The organism is Mesorhizobium sp. B3-2-1, assembly GCF_006439515.1.
Lineage (GTDB): Bacteria > Pseudomonadota > Alphaproteobacteria > Rhizobiales > Rhizobiaceae > Mesorhizobium.
Map to the genome: position 1 here is coordinate 1 of NZ_VFTI01000043.1, position 16,234 is coordinate 16,234.

Annotated in this window: 15 protein-coding genes, 1 tRNA gene and 1 pseudogene; 13 read left to right on the forward strand and 4 right to left on the reverse strand. The window is 62.5% G+C overall.

The window, feature by feature from the left end:
- Positions 1-704 (reverse strand): annotated as a pseudogene (locus FJW08_RS29585) (flagellar motor protein MotB); the annotation flags it as partial.
- 197 nt (positions 705-901) lie between these two features.
- Here FJW08_RS29585 and FJW08_RS29590 point away from each other — a divergent pair.
- Together FJW08_RS29590 and FJW08_RS29595 are read left to right on the forward strand one after the other, a co-directional pair.
- Positions 902-1,348 (forward strand): YcgN family cysteine cluster protein, encoded by a 447-nt coding sequence (locus FJW08_RS29590; RefSeq protein WP_140813433.1) that lies wholly within the window; start codon positions 902-904, stop codon positions 1,346-1,348.
- Between the two features lie 251 nt (positions 1,349-1,599).
- Entirely contained in the window at positions 1,600-1,956 is a 357-nt protein-coding gene (locus tag FJW08_RS29595) for a hypothetical protein (RefSeq protein WP_140761277.1), read from the forward strand.
- Between the two features lie 105 nt (positions 1,957-2,061).
- On the opposite strand, the gene FJW08_RS29600 is transcribed toward FJW08_RS29595, so the two are convergent.
- The gene (locus FJW08_RS29600) at positions 2,062-2,772 is read right to left on the reverse strand and encodes an SIMPL domain-containing protein (RefSeq protein ID WP_140813403.1); all 711 of its coding nucleotides are present in this window, start codon (positions 2,770-2,772) and stop codon (positions 2,062-2,064) included.
- Between the two features lie 135 nt (positions 2,773-2,907).
- On the opposite strand from FJW08_RS29600, the gene FJW08_RS29605 reads away from it, so the two are divergent.
- Positions 2,908-2,983 (forward strand) — tRNA-Ile (locus FJW08_RS29605).
- Between the two features lie 766 nt (positions 2,984-3,749).
- Here FJW08_RS29605 and FJW08_RS29610 read toward each other — a convergent pair.
- The gene (locus tag FJW08_RS29610; protein WP_140813404.1) at positions 3,750-4,781 is read right to left on the reverse strand and encodes a LacI family DNA-binding transcriptional regulator; all 1,032 of its coding nucleotides are present in this window, start codon (positions 4,779-4,781) and stop codon (positions 3,750-3,752) included.
- A 214-nt stretch (positions 4,782-4,995) separates the two neighbouring features.
- Here FJW08_RS29610 and FJW08_RS29615 point away from each other — a divergent pair, with 214 nt between their 5' ends.
- The 5 genes from FJW08_RS29615 (at position 4,996) to FJW08_RS29635 (ending at position 9,704) form a co-directional block, all read left to right on the forward strand.
- Entirely contained in the window at positions 4,996-6,039 is a 1,044-nt protein-coding gene (locus FJW08_RS29615) for an ABC transporter substrate-binding protein (protein ID WP_140813405.1), read from the forward strand.
- A gap of 36 nt (positions 6,040-6,075) precedes the next feature.
- On the forward strand, positions 6,076-7,113 hold the full coding sequence (locus FJW08_RS29620) for an ABC transporter ATP-binding protein (RefSeq protein ID WP_140813406.1): 1,038 nt from the start codon (positions 6,076-6,078) through the stop codon (positions 7,111-7,113).
- Positions 7,110-7,997, forward strand: coding sequence for an ABC transporter permease (locus FJW08_RS29625; protein ID WP_140813407.1), 888 nt, complete (start codon positions 7,110-7,112; stop codon positions 7,995-7,997). The genes FJW08_RS29620 and FJW08_RS29625 overlap by 4 nt, the downstream gene beginning before the upstream one ends.
- Positions 7,990-8,781 (forward strand): ABC transporter permease, encoded by a 792-nt coding sequence (locus FJW08_RS29630; protein WP_140764904.1) that lies wholly within the window; start codon positions 7,990-7,992, stop codon positions 8,779-8,781. The genes FJW08_RS29625 and FJW08_RS29630 overlap by 8 nt, the downstream gene beginning before the upstream one ends.
- Positions 8,782-8,843: 62 nt before the next feature.
- On the forward strand, positions 8,844-9,704 hold the full coding sequence (locus FJW08_RS29635) for a 5'-methylthioadenosine phosphorylase (RefSeq protein WP_224596102.1): 861 nt from the start codon (positions 8,844-8,846) through the stop codon (positions 9,702-9,704).
- 427 nt (positions 9,705-10,131) lie between these two features.
- Here the strand turns inward: FJW08_RS29635 and FJW08_RS29645 are convergent, their stop codons facing one another.
- On the reverse strand, positions 10,132-11,124 hold the full coding sequence (locus FJW08_RS29645) for a LacI family DNA-binding transcriptional regulator (RefSeq protein WP_140813408.1): 993 nt from the start codon (positions 11,122-11,124) through the stop codon (positions 10,132-10,134).
- A gap of 210 nt (positions 11,125-11,334) precedes the next feature.
- Between FJW08_RS29645 and FJW08_RS29650 the strand changes: the two genes are divergently transcribed.
- The 5 genes from FJW08_RS29650 (at position 11,335) to FJW08_RS29670 (ending at position 16,225) form a co-directional block, all read left to right on the forward strand.
- Positions 11,335-12,282, forward strand: coding sequence for a sugar ABC transporter substrate-binding protein (locus FJW08_RS29650; RefSeq protein WP_140764913.1), 948 nt, complete (start codon positions 11,335-11,337; stop codon positions 12,280-12,282).
- Between the two features lie 136 nt (positions 12,283-12,418).
- Positions 12,419-13,540 (forward strand): ABC transporter permease, encoded by a 1,122-nt coding sequence (locus tag FJW08_RS29655; RefSeq protein ID WP_140764916.1) that lies wholly within the window; start codon positions 12,419-12,421, stop codon positions 13,538-13,540.
- Between the two features lie 2 nt (positions 13,541-13,542).
- Positions 13,543-14,343, forward strand: coding sequence for an ATP-binding cassette domain-containing protein (locus FJW08_RS29660; protein WP_140813409.1), 801 nt, complete (start codon positions 13,543-13,545; stop codon positions 14,341-14,343).
- Positions 14,344-14,363: 20 nt separating this feature from the next.
- Positions 14,364-15,164, forward strand: a complete 801-nt coding sequence (locus FJW08_RS29665) for a TIM barrel protein (RefSeq protein ID WP_140813410.1) — start codon at positions 14,364-14,366, stop codon at positions 15,162-15,164.
- Positions 15,165-15,202: 38 nt separating this feature from the next.
- Positions 15,203-16,225 carry a Gfo/Idh/MocA family oxidoreductase gene (locus tag FJW08_RS29670; protein ID WP_140813411.1) on the forward strand — a complete coding sequence of 341 codons (1,023 nt, stop codon included), beginning with the start codon at positions 15,203-15,205 and terminating at the stop codon, positions 16,223-16,225.
- Positions 16,226-16,234: the final 9 nt, after the last annotated feature.

Below are 16,234 nucleotides of genomic sequence, written 5' to 3' on the forward strand. Positions count from 1 at the left end.
TGCTGCTCGTCCGTGGCGGGCGCGGCCTCGGCGGCCGGAGCCTGCTGGGTCTGCTGCTGCTGGTCGCGCTTCTTCCTACGCGGCTGCTGCTCGTCCGTGGCGGGCGCGGCCTCGGCGGCCGGAGCCTGCTGGGTCTGCTGCTGCTGGTCGCGCTTCTTCCTACGCGGCTGCTGCTCGTCCGTGGCGGGCGCGGCCTCGGCGGCCGGAGCCTGCTGGGTCTGCTGCTGCTGGTCGCGCTTCTTCCTACGCGGCTGCTGCTCGTCCGTGGCGGGCGCGGCCTCGGCGGCCGGAGCCTGCTGGGTCTGCTGCTGCTGGTCGCGCTTCTTCCTGCGCGGCTGCTGTTCGTCGACCGCAGGGGCTGGCTGCTGGGCGGCCGGGGCGGACTCCGTCTGCTGTTGCTGGTCGCGCTTCTTCTTGCGCGGCTGTTGGTCCTCGGTTGCGGGAGCGGCCTGCGCCGCCGGTGCCTGCTCGGTCTGCTGCTGCTCACGCTTCTTGCGCTCGGGCTTCTGCTCGCCCTGCTTCTGTGCGCAGGCTTCGGCTGATTCGCCCTCGGCGCAGGCCGCCTGGGCCAGGATCAAAGGCACAGCGCCGCGTTGCATGGGGCCGAACGCGGCTGTCCCCTGAAGCGGGGACGCGCCTAACGGCGCGGATGCCATCAACAGGCCAAGGGCTGTGCCTGCCAGAATCCGTGGTTGGCGTTTCATCGAAATTCTCCTTGTGGGGTCCCATCCTTGCCGAAACCGCTTTTTACGAAATTGGTTCCAGCGGCCCATCGTTAGGGGCCGTACGGGGCTATTGGCCGGCCTTTTGAAGGCAAATTCGTGTCATTCGGCCGAGTTGCCGTGCCATTCTGGCTGTCGCCGCGCTTGACCTTGGCGGCGGCTGGGGCCACATGCCGGAAATGGAAACGCCGTTCTGGAAAACCAAGACGCTGGAAGCGATGAGCCCCACGGAGTGGGAATCGCTCTGCGACGGCTGCGGCAAGTGCTGCCTGTCGAAGCTCGAGGACGAGGACACCGGTGAAATCTACTGGACCAGCGTCGGCTGCCGGCTGTTCGACGCCGAGAGCTGCCGCTGTGCCGACTATGCCAACCGGCTGGCGCGCGTTCCCGATTGCGTCGGCCTGACGCCGCAGAATGTGCGCACCATCAGCTGGCTGCCCAGCACCTGCGCCTACCGGCTGGTGGCCGAGGGCCGCGACCTTTACTGGTGGCACCGGTTGATCTCGGGCAGCGCGGAGACCGTGCACGAGGCCGGCATCTCGATGCGCGGCCGGGTCAAGGCGAGCGAGACCGAACTGGCCGAACCGGAAGACTATTTTGACTATATGCTCGACGACGAGCCTTGACCCGCGCAGATGTCGAGAACCCGGCGAGGGACAGGGTTTTTGGCGCGAATATCGTCCAATGCGGCGAGGGATTTGGGCCGGCAAGGAATTTGGGCCGGCAAGGGATTTGCAAATGACCAGCGCCTCGCCCGCCGGCGCCACATGAACCGCAGATGAACGGCGAGTTCGTAAATAGTTCAGACAGGCCAGTGCATTCTCCCGCCATCGGTTTCACGAGGACGGGCGCAAGCCCGCAACAAGGAGAGAGAACCATGTACACCACCATCAAGACGGCAGCGCTTTCTGCTCTGGTCGGCCTCGGCACGCTGGCGGCCATTCCCGCCCATGCCGACAGCCTCTATCTTGGTTTCGGCAACAACAACGATCCGCGCTTCGGCGTCTATGCCGGCGACGACGGCTATCGCCACCGCCGGGATGAGCGCCGCGACGACTGGCGCCGCGGCTGCTCGCCGGACCGCGCCCTCGACAAGGCCGAGCGCATGGGGCTGCACCGTGCCCGCATCGTCGATGCCAATCGCCGCGTGGTCAAGGTGATGGGCCGTCAGTACGGCGACCGTGTCGTCATCGTGTTCGCCAACGAGCGCGGTTGCCCGATCATCAACCGCTGAACGGGCGCGGCTCGAAAGAACCCCGCGGGAGCGATCCCGCGGGGTTTTTCATGGGTGCCAACGGGGGACGGATGGCCGGCGGGGACCGGCCATCGCCTCAACCGATTACTTGAGTTCGAAGGTAACGGTGACCTGGACATTGTAGGCGTTCTCGCCGGCCTGCACAGGTGCCGCCCCGGCGGCGGCGTCGAAGGCCTTGGCGTTGATCGGCATTGGCGCCGGCCTGATGTTCTGGTCCGTGATCTCGAGCACCCGGCCGAGGCTGACCCCGGCCGCCTCGGCCAGCGTCCTGGCCTTGGCCATGGCGTCGGCGACAGCTTTCTTGCGCGCCTCGCTGACGGTGGCCGCCGGATTGTCATTGGTGAAGGCGATGCCGCCGCCCTGGTTGACGCCGAGCGACACCGCCTTGTCGAGGATCTCGCCTGTCTTGTCGACATCGCGTACCCGCACCGAGAGCGTGTTGGTCACCTGATAGGCGACGAGTTCGGCGTCCTGACTGCCGTCCGGCTTGTTGGTGTAGTTGTAGCGAGGGTTGATCTGGATGCCTGCGGTCTGCAGGTCGCGATCCTTGATGCCGGCTGCTTTCATCGCGGCGATCACGGCGGCCATGGCGTCATTGTTGGCATCGAGTGCGGCACGCGCCGTCTTGGCTTCACGCATGACGCTGAGCGTCAGGACCGCCAGATCGGGGGCGACGGCTGCTTCGCCCTCGCCGGACACGATGATGCGAGGCGGCGTCGGCAGATCGGCGGCTCCAGCCATCGCCGGAAAAGCGATTGCAGCGGCGAGCGCGAGGGGCAAAAGATGTCTGGTCATGAAAAATCTCCTTGGTCTGCGATCAGGTCGCAGGGGTCGCGTAGAGCGCGATTATGGGGTGATTTGGGCGATCTGCGAAACCCCGCAGGTAAAGCCTTGTGCCGCGATGCGAAAAACATTAATCCAGCCCGCGTGGGGCCTGTAGCTCAATGGTTAGAGCCGGCGGCTCATAACCGCTTGGTTGGGGGTTCGAGTCCCTCCGGGCCCACCAAAATCGTTCAATATCAATCACTTATGGCCAACTTCGACCTGAAGTGGGCCAGTTCGCTTGTTCTACACACGACTGAGTTCGATCGCTCTGGCATGAACATGATCCAGGCCGGGGAGGACGATCTACGCCTGTCTCTATCTTTTACCCTTGCTCCTGTTCGTCAATCGGGTTGCGCACAGCCATTCATAGCCCAGTTGTTTCAAGGCTGAAAAGACCACTGGACGATAGGGGCGGCAAAAGGCGGTAACGGCCTGCGATCGGGATGGTTTGGCCCGCCACATCGATAGGTTGCGGGTGCAAATAAGCTAGTGCGAAAACAGCAACCGTGTCGCAATGGTCATTGCAGCTGCGTTATCCTGACTTGGAAGGGGGCTTCCGCAGAACCATTATTTATGGCCGTCGTTCTCGCTGCGCCTGTTGAACGACGGCTTCGCGCCTATCTTCGACGTAGAGGCCAGTTTTGCTGCTGCTCGGAAGCAGACATTTCCCGCGACCGCGGTTGCGGTAATGGTGTACGCATCCGATGAGGATCGCAGCGTTGCGTATCCGGCGGCCATGAGCACCTTGGTTGGGCGCTATCAGACGCAGGTGGAGACGCGGGGAGCTCTTTGGATTCTTCGCTCCTATGGTCTTCATCATACGGTCGCTCGCAGCCGGGTGGCGAAGTTCCGTGGCTATGATTGTGGGGAAAACTCCACCGCGTCAATCGAGAGGCAATCGGTGACGATTCACGGAACTGAGATACTTCGAATACATGGCGGCGGTTTCAATCAACTGCCAAATTGTTCGTGCATCCCGCCTGTTCACCAGGGTCGAATTCACCTTTGAACAAGATTGTCTCCACCGGCCCCGTCGGATTAGTGATTCTCCTCTCCAGCACTTCGACAAGTGTCCGCCCAACCGCGGCCATGTCGACGGAATGAACGCCGATCTTCGCCGGCAGGAAGCGCGCCAGACGTGTGTTGTCGCGGGCGACGATGTGGACGTCGCGGCCCGGCTCAAGGCCCCGCCGGCCGAGTGCGTGCAACGCTCCAAGAAGGCCCAGTTCATTGGCGCATGCCAGGCCAGTCGGCGGATCTGACGACGCCAGCAGGCGATCGAACCAGGCTGCGCTCGATTCTATCGTGAATGTGCCGTGGCCGATCAGCGATTGGTCGACCGCAATGCCGGCCTCGGCAATCGCTCTTTGATAGCCTGCCAGACGCGTGGCGCTCGCCTGGTCTTTCGGCACGAGAAGTTGCAGCGCAATACGCCGACACCCTTTGTCCATGAGCCGTCGGGTCGCCTCGTAGGCGATCTGCTCATTGTCGATATCGACATAGGGATAGGCGATGTCGAGGTCGGTTCTGCCGAAGGTGACGAACGGTATCGCCTGGTCGAGCAGCAGCTTGACGCGCGGATCGCCCGAGACCATGCGCGTGATGACCAGTCCGTCCGCGCTGTGCGCCTGGAGCAGGCGCCGCATGCTTTCGACCGGATCGTCGTCTGGTGTGGTGGAATATATGGACAGGCTATAGCCCGTTTGCCGCGCCGCCAGCGTCATGCCCTCGATCAGGGGAAGCTTGGCCAGATCGGACAAGTAATCGCTCGTCTCCATCGGCAGCACTGCCGTCAGCGTCATGGTCCGTCCGGTTTTGAGCGCGCGACCGTGATGATCCGGCACGTAGCCGACGCGCTTGGCCACCTCCTTGACCCGCGCCACGGTCGAGGGATGCACTTCCGGCCCGTCCTTCAGAGCGCGCGATACGGTGGTTACCGAAAGAGAAAGTTCCGCCGCTATCTGTTTTAGATTGGCCATGTCGCCCGACTTGATTTGCGGAAGCGTCGGCTGATTTTGCCGAGCTTCGTAACGTTACCGGATTCGACCTGACGGTCAAATCCAACGCCACCACAACCGAATGGTCCATTTGAAAGCCGCTTGACTCCATCGCATTTCACTGAAATCGTAACGTTACGATTAATAAAAACCCCACCTAAGCGACATTTTGATGAATCCTGGAGGAGGAGAACCCATGTCCTGGCTACCACGCATTTCCCTGGCCTTGATCGCAGTCTCGGCTGCCTTGCCCGCCTATGCCCAAACGGTCACCATCACCACCGCCGGCGGCGACTACGGCAAGGCCATGAAGGAAGCCATGTGGGAACCCGCCGCCAAAGAGCTTGGCTATGATGTCCGCGAGGAGACGCAGAGCGACGGCCTTGCCGCGTTGAAGATGCAGGTCACCTCGGGTGCGGTCACCACCGACATCATCCATCTCGGTTCACCGGAAGGCGCGCAGGCGGCTGCACAGTCGCTGCTGGAGCCGCTTGACTACAAGATCATCGATCCCAAGTCCGTGCCGGCCGGCGCAAAGTCGGACTATTGCTATCCGTTCGACTCCTACGGCACCGTCATGTCTTGGAACACCAAGACCTTTGGCGAGAACCCGCCGAAGACCTGGGCGGAGTTCTGGGATGTCGCCAAGTTCCCGAACCGTCGCGCTCTGCGCGCCAATGCGCAGGACTTGATCGAGATCGCACTGCTCTCCGACGGCGTGACGCCGGCGGACGTCTATCCTGTGCTCAGCACGCCGGAAGGCCTGCAGCGCGCCATCAAGCGGCTTGAGGCGATCAAGCCAAGCGTCTCGGTATGGTGGACCTCGGGAGCTCAGTCGGCGCAGTTGCTGAAAGACGGCGAAGCGGATCTGGTCGTTACCTGGAATGGACGGGCCCAGACGGTCAAGGCAGATGGCGGCGCCGTCGACTACACGTTCAAGGGTTCCGTAATCGGCACGGACTGCCTTGGTGTGCCGAAGGGAGCCCAGAACAAGGATGCGGCCATGAAGCTCATTGCAGCGATGACGCAGCCCGCGCGCGTGGCAAAGCTCACCGACTTCATCGCCTATGGTCCGGTCAACCCTGCCGCATATGAAGGGGGCCTTATCCCAAAGGACCGCTTGAGGACCCTGGCGACGGCGCCCGAAAATGCCGGCACTTCAGTGTTCTCGAACGCCGACTGGTGGGTCAAGAACGGCGAAGCCGCACAAAAGGCCTTCGATGAAATGATCAGCCGCTGACGCTCCAATGCATCAACTGCAGGGCCGGAGCGCATGATGAAATCGCTTCCGATCACCGTCGACAGCGTGCGTAAGGCCTATGGGTCTTACGTCGCGCTGGACGATGTTTCGCTCGATATTAGGGCCGGCGAGTTCCTCACGCTGCTGGGCCCGTCCGGATCGGGCAAGACCACGTTGCTCATGGCTCTGGCCGGTTTTGTCCGGCCCGATGCCGGAAAGCTCCTGTTGGGTGATCGCAACATCACCCGCCTGGCCCCCAACAAGCGGGAGATCGGCATAGTATTCCAGAACTACGCCCTGTTTCCCCACATGAACGTCCTCGCCAACGTCGAGTATCCGCTGGCGCTGCGCAGGATACCGAAGGCGGAGGCGCGTCAGCGGGCGCTTGACACCTTGGCTCGCGTGAAACTGGAAGGTCTGTCGGAGCGCAGCGTCGCCGCCCTGTCCGGCGGCCAGCGGCAGCGGGTGGCATTGGCGCGGGCGATCGTCTTCGAACCTCGCGTGATGCTGATGGATGAGCCGTTGTCGGCGCTCGACAAGAATCTGCGCGAGACCATGCAATACGAGATCCGGCGCCTGCACGACGATCTGGGGATCACCACCATCTATGTGACCCATGACCAGCGCGAGGCATTGACCATGTCCGACCGGATCGCGGTGATGAATTCCGGCCGCATCCAGCAGATCGATGCGCCGCAGCGAATCTATGATCGTCCATCGACCCGCTTCGTCGCGGAGTTCATGGGCGAGGCCAATATCGTGGCGCCGGGCCTGGCGCGCAGGATCGACGGTGCCGAAGCGCAGCGCGAGACCCTGATGATCCGTGCGGAAAGCCTGCATCTCGATGCGAGTCTGGTCGGCCGGGACGGAGTGGCGCTCGAGGGGACGCTGCGCGCCAAGGCATTTCGCGGCGACAACTGGCTATTGACGCTCGCGCTTGACGGTGGGCAGGAAATCCTTGTGTGTATTCCGGCGGCACTGGCTGGCGGCTGCGCCGAGCTTGCGGCCGGTCAGCGGGTGACCGCCTATGCGCCAGCGGAGAAAGTTCACGCGCTTCCGGGAGCGATTGCGTGACCATCGCCGCCGATCCCGTTCTTGCCGCGGACGGCCGACGCGAGCGGCGGTTCTTCCTTTCGCTGTCGCTTCCGGCGCTTTTCATCGTTGGACTGGCGGCGATACTGCCGCTCCTTTGGATCATCCGGCAATCCTTCCTGACTACGGCTGGGGAATACACCGTCGGCAACTACGAGAAGGTCCTGTCGAGTGGGCTGACGTGGGCGGCGCTTGTCACAACCCTTGAACTGTCGCTGGGCACGCTGGCGGCCTGCATCCTTCTCGGCACTCCCCTGGCGCTCGCGCTGGCCAGCGCCAGGCCAAGGGTGGCCAACGTGCTGATGGCCTTCGTCATGCTGCCTTTGTGGACCTCTATTCTTGTGCGCACCTATGGCTGGCTCGTGCTGTTGCGGCGCGATGGCTTGATCAACGCGGCTTTGACGGGGTCAGGGCTGACCGCGGAGCCACTGCCGCTGGTCTACAATTTCACCGGCACGCTCATCGGCATGGTTCACTACATGCTGCCGCTGTTTCTGCTGCCCGTTTACGCCGCGATGCGCGATATCGACACAAACCTCATTCGCGCCGCTGCCAGTATGGGCGCTACGCTCGGGCAAGTGATCCGCACGGTCATTCTGCCGCTTTCTGCCGGCGGCATCTTCTCGGGTTCGATCATTGTTTTCATCTACACGATCGGTTTCTTCATCACGCCAGCGGTGCTTGGCGGCGGCAAGGTGAATCCGCTCTCCATCCGGATCGAGCGCACGCTGTCGACCTTCCAGGATTGGGGCTCGGCGAGCGTCCTGGGCATTCTGCTCCTCGTGCTCATGGCGGTGATCGCTGTGATGCTCCTGGCGGCAAGACGGCTGATGGCACACAACAAGATGGGCGCGGCCCATGCTTGAGGCCTATCTGGACAACAGGCTCGCTCGCGTCCTTCTATGGGGCTTTTCCGCGCTTGTCATGGCGTTCTTGATACTGCCGACGCTTGTCGTCGTGCCGCTCTCCTTTTCGGCGTCCGACCTTCTCGAGTTTCCGCCGCGCGCCTATTCGTTGCGCTGGTATGAGAACTTCTTCGGCTCAGCCACATGGATGGCCGCGCTGAGGACGAGCCTGATTCTTGGGACCTTGACGGCGGCGGTTGCCGTACCGCTGGCGCTACTGGCCTGCATCTCGATGAACAGGCTCGGCGGAAGGGCCGCCGCGACCATTCAAGGCGTTCTGCTCACCCCCTCCATCGTGCCCGGAATCCTGCTTGCGATCGGCCTCTTCTTCGTGCTGGCGGCGCAAGGCCTGGTCGGAACGCTGTTCGGCGTGCTGGTCGGGCATGTGGTGCTGGCCATCCCGGTCGCCTGCATTGTGTTGGCGCCCGCTCTTGCCCGCTTCGACTGGAACCAGGTTCAGGCGGCGCGCAGCCTGGGCGCCGACTGGACCAGATCCATTGGCGGCATCATCGTTCCGCAACTTCAAATCAGCCTGTTGTCGGCGACATTGATGGCCTTCCTGACCTCGCTCGATGAGTCTGTCATCTCGATCTTCGTCGCGAGTGGTCGAAACAGCACGCTGCCGAAACTCATGTTCCTGTCGCTGCGCGACCAGATCGATCCGACCATCGCGGCGATCTCGACATTGTGGACCGCCATTGTCGTGGCCGTCATCCTGATCGTTACCCTTCGCCAAAAATCCTGACTGAGACCGAAAACATGCCAATCAATCCTATCGCAGCCGATCATTCGACAGACATACCCAAGGTGGGGCTGGCGATCATCACCGGCTCGGCAAACTGGGGACTGGCCTTTCCGGAGGATGTCGAAGTCGACGGCGTGCGCACCTTACAGCGCGATATGAGCTTTGAGACACCCTTTGGCCGCACCGACCACTGGAAGCTCATCGAGTTCGATGCCTCGATTACCGCCGAAGGCAAAACGAAACAGGCGCTATGTATGTATTCGCACGGCAACCCTCGCGACCATATCGACCATTCCTGCCATCGCCGCGCGTTCTGGGTGTTGATGAGCGCGGGTGTAAGGCAAATCCTGGCCTGCTCGACCATCGGCGCCGTCAACAAGGCGATCAAGCCCGGCGACATGGTGGTGCCCGCCGACATCATCGAACTGACGCAGACGCCGTTTTCACTGCTCCCTGGCCGCCAGAGCTTCGACTGCTCGGGCAAGCAGATCGTATGCCCAATATGCGCGGCCGCTCTGGTCGAAACCGCCCGCCGTCATTGGCCGTCCCAATGCCGCGTTCATGGCATCGAGCAGCAGCTGGTCGCTGCCCACTGTTACGGGCCGCGGCTAACAACCCCGGCCGAAGCCCTGGCGTTTCGAAGCATGGGAGCCGACGTGCTCAACCATTCGATCGCCCCCGAAGCGACCTTGTCGCGCGAGATCGGCGCCTGTTTCGTGCCTTGTGCGTTCGTGACGGCGGGCTTCAACGATTATATGGACCGCAATCGCCAGGAATTGCTTCAGGACGACGTGTTGCCAAGCCTCTCTATGACAGCATCGCGAGTTGCGCTGGAAACTGCCGCAAGATTACCGGCTGATCCGGAGTGCTCATGCCAGGGTTTGAAGTCGCCACAACCCGCAGAGCGCCTTACCCGGTTCTGAGGCAGCGAGGGAGTTTGACTGGTCACTCACGAGGAGCGCCTATATCGTCAAAGCAGTTGCGTCTGCGGGCGACCGCACCAAAATTGAGAGCGCCCCAAACGGCTTTCCGCGATCGGGACGTGTTACCGACCTCTCAATGATAGCCTCGCGGGTAGCGCTTGAGACCGCGGCGCGGCTTCCTGCAAACCCTGAATCTTGCCAGAGCCTGAAGTCGCCTCAACCAGCAGAGCGTTCCAGCCGTTTCCGAAGGTCCGGTTCGAGCTACAGCGCGCCGGTCTATAGCTGTTGGGTCAGGAGCCAATGTCGACTTTCAGTTGGAACATCGTTGTTCGTCGTCGCGCGAGCGTCCGAACACCAATAGGCGACTTCGCGGCGGTCAGAACGCCTCCTTCGCACGGAACAGATGCTTACCGGCACCTACCTGGCGTCACGCGGATCCGCGCACGACCAGTCGTCCGGGAATGATCACCGTCTTCTTGGGCTCGCGGCCCAAGATCATGGCAACGGTTGCCTTCACCATTGCCTCGACGGGTTGTTCGTATGTCGTTAGATCATAGGCCGGAGCGGCAGCGAACAGCGTGTTATCGAAGCCCGCCACGGCGATGTCTGCCGGCACCTTCAAGCCGAACTCGCCGCGGATGACGTCCATCGCCCCGAAGGCCAGGACATCGTTTTCGCACAGCAGGACGTCAACGCGATCAGCGGGCGATACCTCGTTCAGATAGCGCCGCACAGCCTCCGCGCCCGAGGCCGCGCTATAATGGTGCGCCACCAGTTCCGGCATCTCGGCGATGCCGTGAGCCTTCCAGAATGCCTTGAAGCCCCGATGCCGGCCAAGCGCGGTCGACAAAGTCTTTGGTCCGGCCATGAAGCCCGGGCGTCGGTATCCTTTTCCATACAGATGCCTGCACAGGTCCTTGATGGCCAGGGTGGTGTCGCAGTTGATCGCAGGCACGCCGGGGATCTGGCTGTCGCGTGCCAGAACGAACATCGGGGCCGCTCCGTCCAGCCTGATATCCTGCAGCATTTCGGTTCTGAAAGCGGTGCCGCACATGATCACGGCATCCAGCTGGCGCTGATCGGCGTTGAGAAGCGCATGCACGTGGTCGAAATGCTCGTTGATGTTGATCAGGACGGCAACGAGACCTTCCGATTGAAGTTCGAGAGTTAGCCGCTCGAGGAACGACAGCTTGTAGGGATTTTCGAAGTCGTCGACGAGAACGGCCACTTGATGCGTAAGATTGGTCGCAAGGCTTCGGGCCAGCAGGTTGGGCCGGTAGTTCAGCCTTTCCGCGACAAGCATGACCTTGGCACGGCTGCTCTCGGTGATCGATGCCCCCGGCGTGAAGGCGCGAATGACCGTCCATTTGGAGACGCCCGCCTGTTCCGCGACGTCTCTTGCAGTCGCCCTCTTAGCCATCACTCTTCCCGCCCGCGTCGTCATATGGAATGCCTATTTCATTTTACGGCAAAATGAAATGGACGTTGACATTCCTTCCCCCGCCGCTATGAATATGCACGTTTGCTACCGGTAGCAAAGAGGTAGCCAGACGGGAGCATCGGCGCGTGTGAATGCGCCGAAAGATGGAGGAGGGGCGCCGCTAAGCCGCGCCCATTTGGAGGAATCGAAATGAAATCGATAGTGAGGAAGCTTGCCTTCGGCGCGGCCGTGCTCGGCTGCCTTGTGACTGGTGCCCAGATCGCTTCGGCAAAGGACGTCAAGATCATCGTCGTCAGCCATGGCCAGGCCAACGACCCGTTCTGGTCGGTCGTAAAGAACGGCGTGACGGCGGGCGCCAAGGATGTCGGCGTCAAGGTCGACTATCGCGCACCCGAGACGTTCGACATGGTGGCGATGAGCCAGCTGATCGACGCGGCGGTCAATCAGAAGCCGAACGGGCTGATCGTCTCGATTCCGGACGCTTCCGCGCTTGGGCCCTCGATCAAGAAGGCGGTCGCCGCCGGAATCCCGGTCATCTCGATAAATTCCGGCTCCGATGTTTCGCAGTCGCTCGGCGCTCTCCTGCATGTCGGCCAGGACGAGTATAGCGCCGGCAAGGCGGCGGGAATGAAGCTGAAGGAGATGGGCGGCAAGACAGCCATCTGCGTCAACCAGGAAGTCGGCAATGTCGCACTCGACCAGCGCTGCAAAGGCTTCGGCGACGGCTTTGCAGGTAATGTGAAGGTTCTGCCGGTTTCCAATGATCCCGCCGACGTCCGCGCCAAGGTGAAGGCGGCGTTGAGCGCGAACGGCGACATCGACACGATCATGGCGCTCGGCGCCAGCACCGCCGGCGAACCATCGCTGGCCGCCGTCAAGGATGTCGGCAAGCTGGGCAAGATCAATGTCGCCACCTTCGACCTTTCGGCGGACTTCCTGAAGGCGGTCGCGGCCGGCGACGCCGCCTTTGCCATCGACCAGCAGCAGTTCCTGCAGGGATATCTGCCGGTCGTCTTCCTGGCGAATTATGCGAAATACGGCCTGATCCCGGGCGGCAACGTGCCTTCCGGCCCGAACCTGATCACCAAGGACAAGGCGGCGCAGGTCGTCGAATTGTCGGCCAAGGGCATTCGCTGAATCAAGCATTGCCCAATGCCGATTGTCGACGGTCCCTCCCCGGTTTCGGGGAGGGCGCTCGACCGCCAGCCGCAAGTTCCGCAACACCGTCCGGACACGAGCACCTCGGCAACTTCGCACGCTATGGGGAGGAATCATGGCTCAGATCGAACAACAGAGCGCCGCTGCCGCGAAACCCGATGAGCGGATCAGGCAAGTCGGTTTTCTCACACATATGATGCGCCGGCCCGAGCTCGGCGCCGTCGCCGGGCTGGTCCTGGTGGTGGTGTTCTTCTTCTTCACCGCCGACCCCTCGATGTTTTCGCTTTCCGGCCTGATGACCATCCTGGCGCCGGCGTCGCAACTGGGGATCCTGGCCGTCGCCGCCTCGCTCTTGATGATCGGCGGCGAGTTCGATCTTTCGATCGGCTCGATGGTGGCCTTCACCGGCCTGATCTTCGGCGCGCTGTTGACCAATTTCGGTCAGTCGCTTTGGATCTCCATCGTCTTCACGCTGCTGCTTGCGGCCGTCATGGGCGCGGTCAACGGGCAGATCGTCATCAGGACGCGGCTGCCCTCGTTCATCGTTACGCTTGCCTTCCTGTTCATCCTGCGTGGCCTGACCCTGGTCGGCCTCAAATGGGCGACTGGCGGCTCGACCCAACTGCGCGGGATAGAGGATGTCGTCGGCGACGGATTGCTGAAGCAGGTGTTTTCGGGCGTCGCGTTCCAACCCTTGTTCAACTGGCTGGCCGAGCATGATCTCATCGAGAAATTCGACAATGGCGTGCCCAAGGTGACGGGTGTGCCGGTCTCGGTTCTCTGGTTCGTCGGGATCACGGGGGTCGCCACCTGGATGCTGCTGCGCACGCGCGTCGGCAACTGGATCTTCGCGGCAGGCGGCGATCCGGTAGCGGCGAGAAATTCCGGCGTGCCCGTCGACCGCGTGAAGACGGGGCTCTTCGCCCTGACGGCGTGCGCGGCGGCGCTCGTTGCCATCATCACCGTGCTGGATGCAGGCTCGACGGACGCGCGCCGCGGCTTTCAGAAGGAATTCGAGGCCATCATTGCGGCCGTCATCGGCGGCAGCCTGCTGACTGGCGGCTATGGCTCGGCGATCGGCGCCTTCTTCGGCGCGATCATCTTCGGCCTCGTCTCCATCGGCCTGACATACACCCAGTTCGACTCCGACTGGTTCCAGGTGTTCCTGGGCTCGATGTTGCTTCTGGCCGTCCTCTTCAACAACTTCATCCGCCGCAAGGTGACAGGGGAGCGCTGATCATGGCTGATGGCAAGACAGTGACCTCGCCGCCCGTCATCGAGGTCAACAACATCGTCAAGCACTATGGTTCCGTCATCGCGCTGTCGGGCGTTTCGATGAAGGTGTCGCAAGGCGAGGTGCTGTGCCTGCTGGGCGACAATGGCGCCGGCAAGTCGACGCTCATCAAGACGCTTTCCGGCGTCGTTCGTCCGACCAGCGGCGACTTCCTCGTCGAGGGCAAAAGTGTCACCTTCAACAGCCCTCGCGACGCGCTCGATGCCGGCATTGCCACGGTCTATCAGGATCTGGCGATGATCCCGCTGATGTCGATCACCCGCAATTTTTTCATGGGCCGCGAGCCGCTCAAGGGCATCCCGCCGTTCCGTCACATCGACTTCAAGCACTGCAATGCCGTGACGCATGAGGAGATGCGCAAGATTGGCATCGACATCCGCGACCCCAACCAGGCGGTCGGCACGCTCTCGGGCGGCGAGCGGCAATGCGTGGCCATCGCGCGCGCCGTCTACTTCGGGGCCAAGGTCCTGATTCTCGATGAACCGACTTCGGCGCTGGGCGTCGCCCAGACATCGATGGTGCTGAAATACATCCATCAGGTTCAGCAGAAGGGCCTAGGCGTGATCTTCATCACCCACAATGTCCGTCATGCCTATGCTGTCGGCAGCCGGTTCACCGTGCTCAACCGGGGCAAGACGCTTGGCACCTGCGCCAAAGGCGAGATCGGCATCGATGAACTGCAAAACATGATGGCCGGCGGCAAGGAACTGCAGACCCTGTCCGACGAGCTCGGCGGAACGATCTAACCTCGAACGGGATATTGATGATGACAACGGCCCTTGAGACCGCGGGACCCTTCACCTTGGCGGTTTGCGCGGAGATGGTGTTCCGCTCGCTACCTGTGTTCGATCGCCTCGCGCGGATCACCGAACTTGGCTTCGCCGCCGAGATCTGGGACTGGACGAAGCACGACATTGCCGCGCTTGCCAGGTCTGGAGCCTCGTTTTCCTCGATGACCGGCTATGTGACAGGCACGCTCGCCGATGACGCGGGCGCGGACGAGCTGATCAGGACGGCGAAACTCTCCATACCGGTCGCCAAGGAGCTGAATTGCCCGCGGCTCAACCTTCACGGCACGGGGCTCGACGGGCAGGGGCTGCCGGTCGTCAAGTCCGAAGACGTGACCGGCCAAATGTGGCTCAAGGCCCGCGATACGCTCAATCGCATCGCCGACCTTGGCGAGCAGGAAGGCGTGACCTTCGTGCTCGAGAACCTCAACGAGGCTGTCGACCACCCGAAAACACCGTTCGCCAAGGCGGCCGACACGATCGCGCTCGTCGCGTCGGTCAACCGGCCGTCGCTCAAGCTCAACCTCGACCTCTACCATGCGCAGATCGGCGAAGGGAATCTGATCGAGCTCTGCCGCCTTGCGCTTCCCCACATCGGGGAGATCCAAGTGGCCGATGTTCCCGGCCGCAACGAACCGGGTACCGGAGAAATCAACTACCCCGCCATCGCCCGCGCCCTCTACCAGATGGGCTACCGCGGCGTCATCGGCATGGAGGCCTGGCCGTCGGGCGACGACGAGCTCGCGCTCAGTCGCTTCCGCCAGGCTTTCACCTGCTAGGCCACCCTTTTCTCGTCAATTGAATTTCGGAGTATCAAATGCCTGCCCAACGCCCCGTGAACATCGCCCTGATCGGGGCTGGCCGCATCGGTTCCTTCCACGCTGAAACCGTTGTGCGCCGGCTTGTCGACGCAAATCTGGTCGCGATCGCAGATCCGGCCGAGGGCGCGGCGCAGGCACTCGCCAGAAATCTGGATGTGCCAACCGCCGCGACCGACGTGTCGGCGGTGCTCGCCGATCCGGCGGTCGAAGCCGTCATCATTGCATCGCCGGCACGCTTCCACACCAGCCTCGCCGTTCAGGCGGCCGTGGCCGGCAAGGCCGTCTTCTGCGAAAAGCCTATGGCACTGACCCTCGAAGAGGCCGATCGCGCCATCGCCGCCGCGTCCAGCGCTCGCGTGCCGCTCCAGGTAGGCTTCAACCGCCGCTGGGATCAGGCTTTCGCCGAAGGACGCGCCGCGATCGATGCGGGCAAGGTGGGTACGCCGCAATTGATCCGGTCGCTGACGCGCGATCCTGGCCCTTATGGCGGCAATCCGGAAAAGACGCCACGGTGGACGATCTTCTACGAGACGTTGATCCACGACTTCGACACGCTTGTCTGGCTCAACCCCGCAGCTCGGCCGGTCGAGGTCACGGCAATCGCCGATGCGCTCGTGCGCCCCGATGCCAAGGACAAAGGCTTCCACGACACGGCCGTCGTCACAATCCGCTTCGACAACGGGTCGATCGCCGTAGCCGAAGCCAATTTTTCCGCCATGTACGGCTACGATATTCGCGGCGAAGTCTTCGGTTCGGGCGGCATGATCACCATGGGCGACGTGCGCCGCTCGAGCATGACCCTCTTCGACAAAAACGGCGTCTCCAGCGATACGTGGCGGCGCGACACCGATCATTTCGTGCACGGCTACACCGCGCAGCTTGCCTCCTTCGTAGGCGCGGTTCGCAGCGGCGTGGTCAAAGGGCCGACCGGTCAGGACGCGCGCACCGCGCTTGCGATCGCTCTGGCATGCATCAAGTCGGTGGAAGAGCGGCGCACCGTGTCGATGAGCGAGATCTGAAGGATTGCG

Bases quoted from the DNA above. Each gene is read 5' to 3' on its own strand.
- FJW08_RS29590 (WP_140813433.1), top strand. From the start codon at position 902: ATGGAAACGCCGTTCTGGAAAACCAAGACGCTGGAAGCGATGAGCCCC.
- FJW08_RS29595 (WP_140761277.1), top strand. From the start codon at position 1,600: ATGTACACCACCATCAAGACGGCAGCGCTTTCTGCTCTGGTCGGCCTC.
- FJW08_RS29600 (WP_140813403.1), bottom strand. From the start codon at position 2,772: ATGACCAGACATCTTTTGCCCCTCGCGCTCGCCGCTGCAATCGCTTTT.
- FJW08_RS29610 (WP_140813404.1), bottom strand. From the start codon at position 4,781: ATGGCCAATCTAAAACAGATAGCGGCGGAACTTTCTCTTTCGGTAACC.
- FJW08_RS29615 (WP_140813405.1), top strand. From the start codon at position 4,996: ATGTCCTGGCTACCACGCATTTCCCTGGCCTTGATCGCAGTCTCGGCT.
- FJW08_RS29620 (WP_140813406.1), top strand. From the start codon at position 6,076: ATGAAATCGCTTCCGATCACCGTCGACAGCGTGCGTAAGGCCTATGGG.
- FJW08_RS29630 (WP_140764904.1), top strand. From the start codon at position 7,990: ATGCTTGAGGCCTATCTGGACAACAGGCTCGCTCGCGTCCTTCTATGG.
- FJW08_RS29645 (WP_140813408.1), bottom strand. From the start codon at position 11,124: ATGGCTAAGAGGGCGACTGCAAGAGACGTCGCGGAACAGGCGGGCGTC.
- FJW08_RS29650 (WP_140764913.1), top strand. From the start codon at position 11,335: ATGAAATCGATAGTGAGGAAGCTTGCCTTCGGCGCGGCCGTGCTCGGC.
- FJW08_RS29655 (WP_140764916.1), top strand. From the start codon at position 12,419: ATGGCTCAGATCGAACAACAGAGCGCCGCTGCCGCGAAACCCGATGAG.
- FJW08_RS29660 (WP_140813409.1), top strand. From the start codon at position 13,543: ATGGCTGATGGCAAGACAGTGACCTCGCCGCCCGTCATCGAGGTCAAC.
- FJW08_RS29665 (WP_140813410.1), top strand. From the start codon at position 14,364: ATGACAACGGCCCTTGAGACCGCGGGACCCTTCACCTTGGCGGTTTGC.
- FJW08_RS29670 (WP_140813411.1), top strand. From the start codon at position 15,203: ATGCCTGCCCAACGCCCCGTGAACATCGCCCTGATCGGGGCTGGCCGC.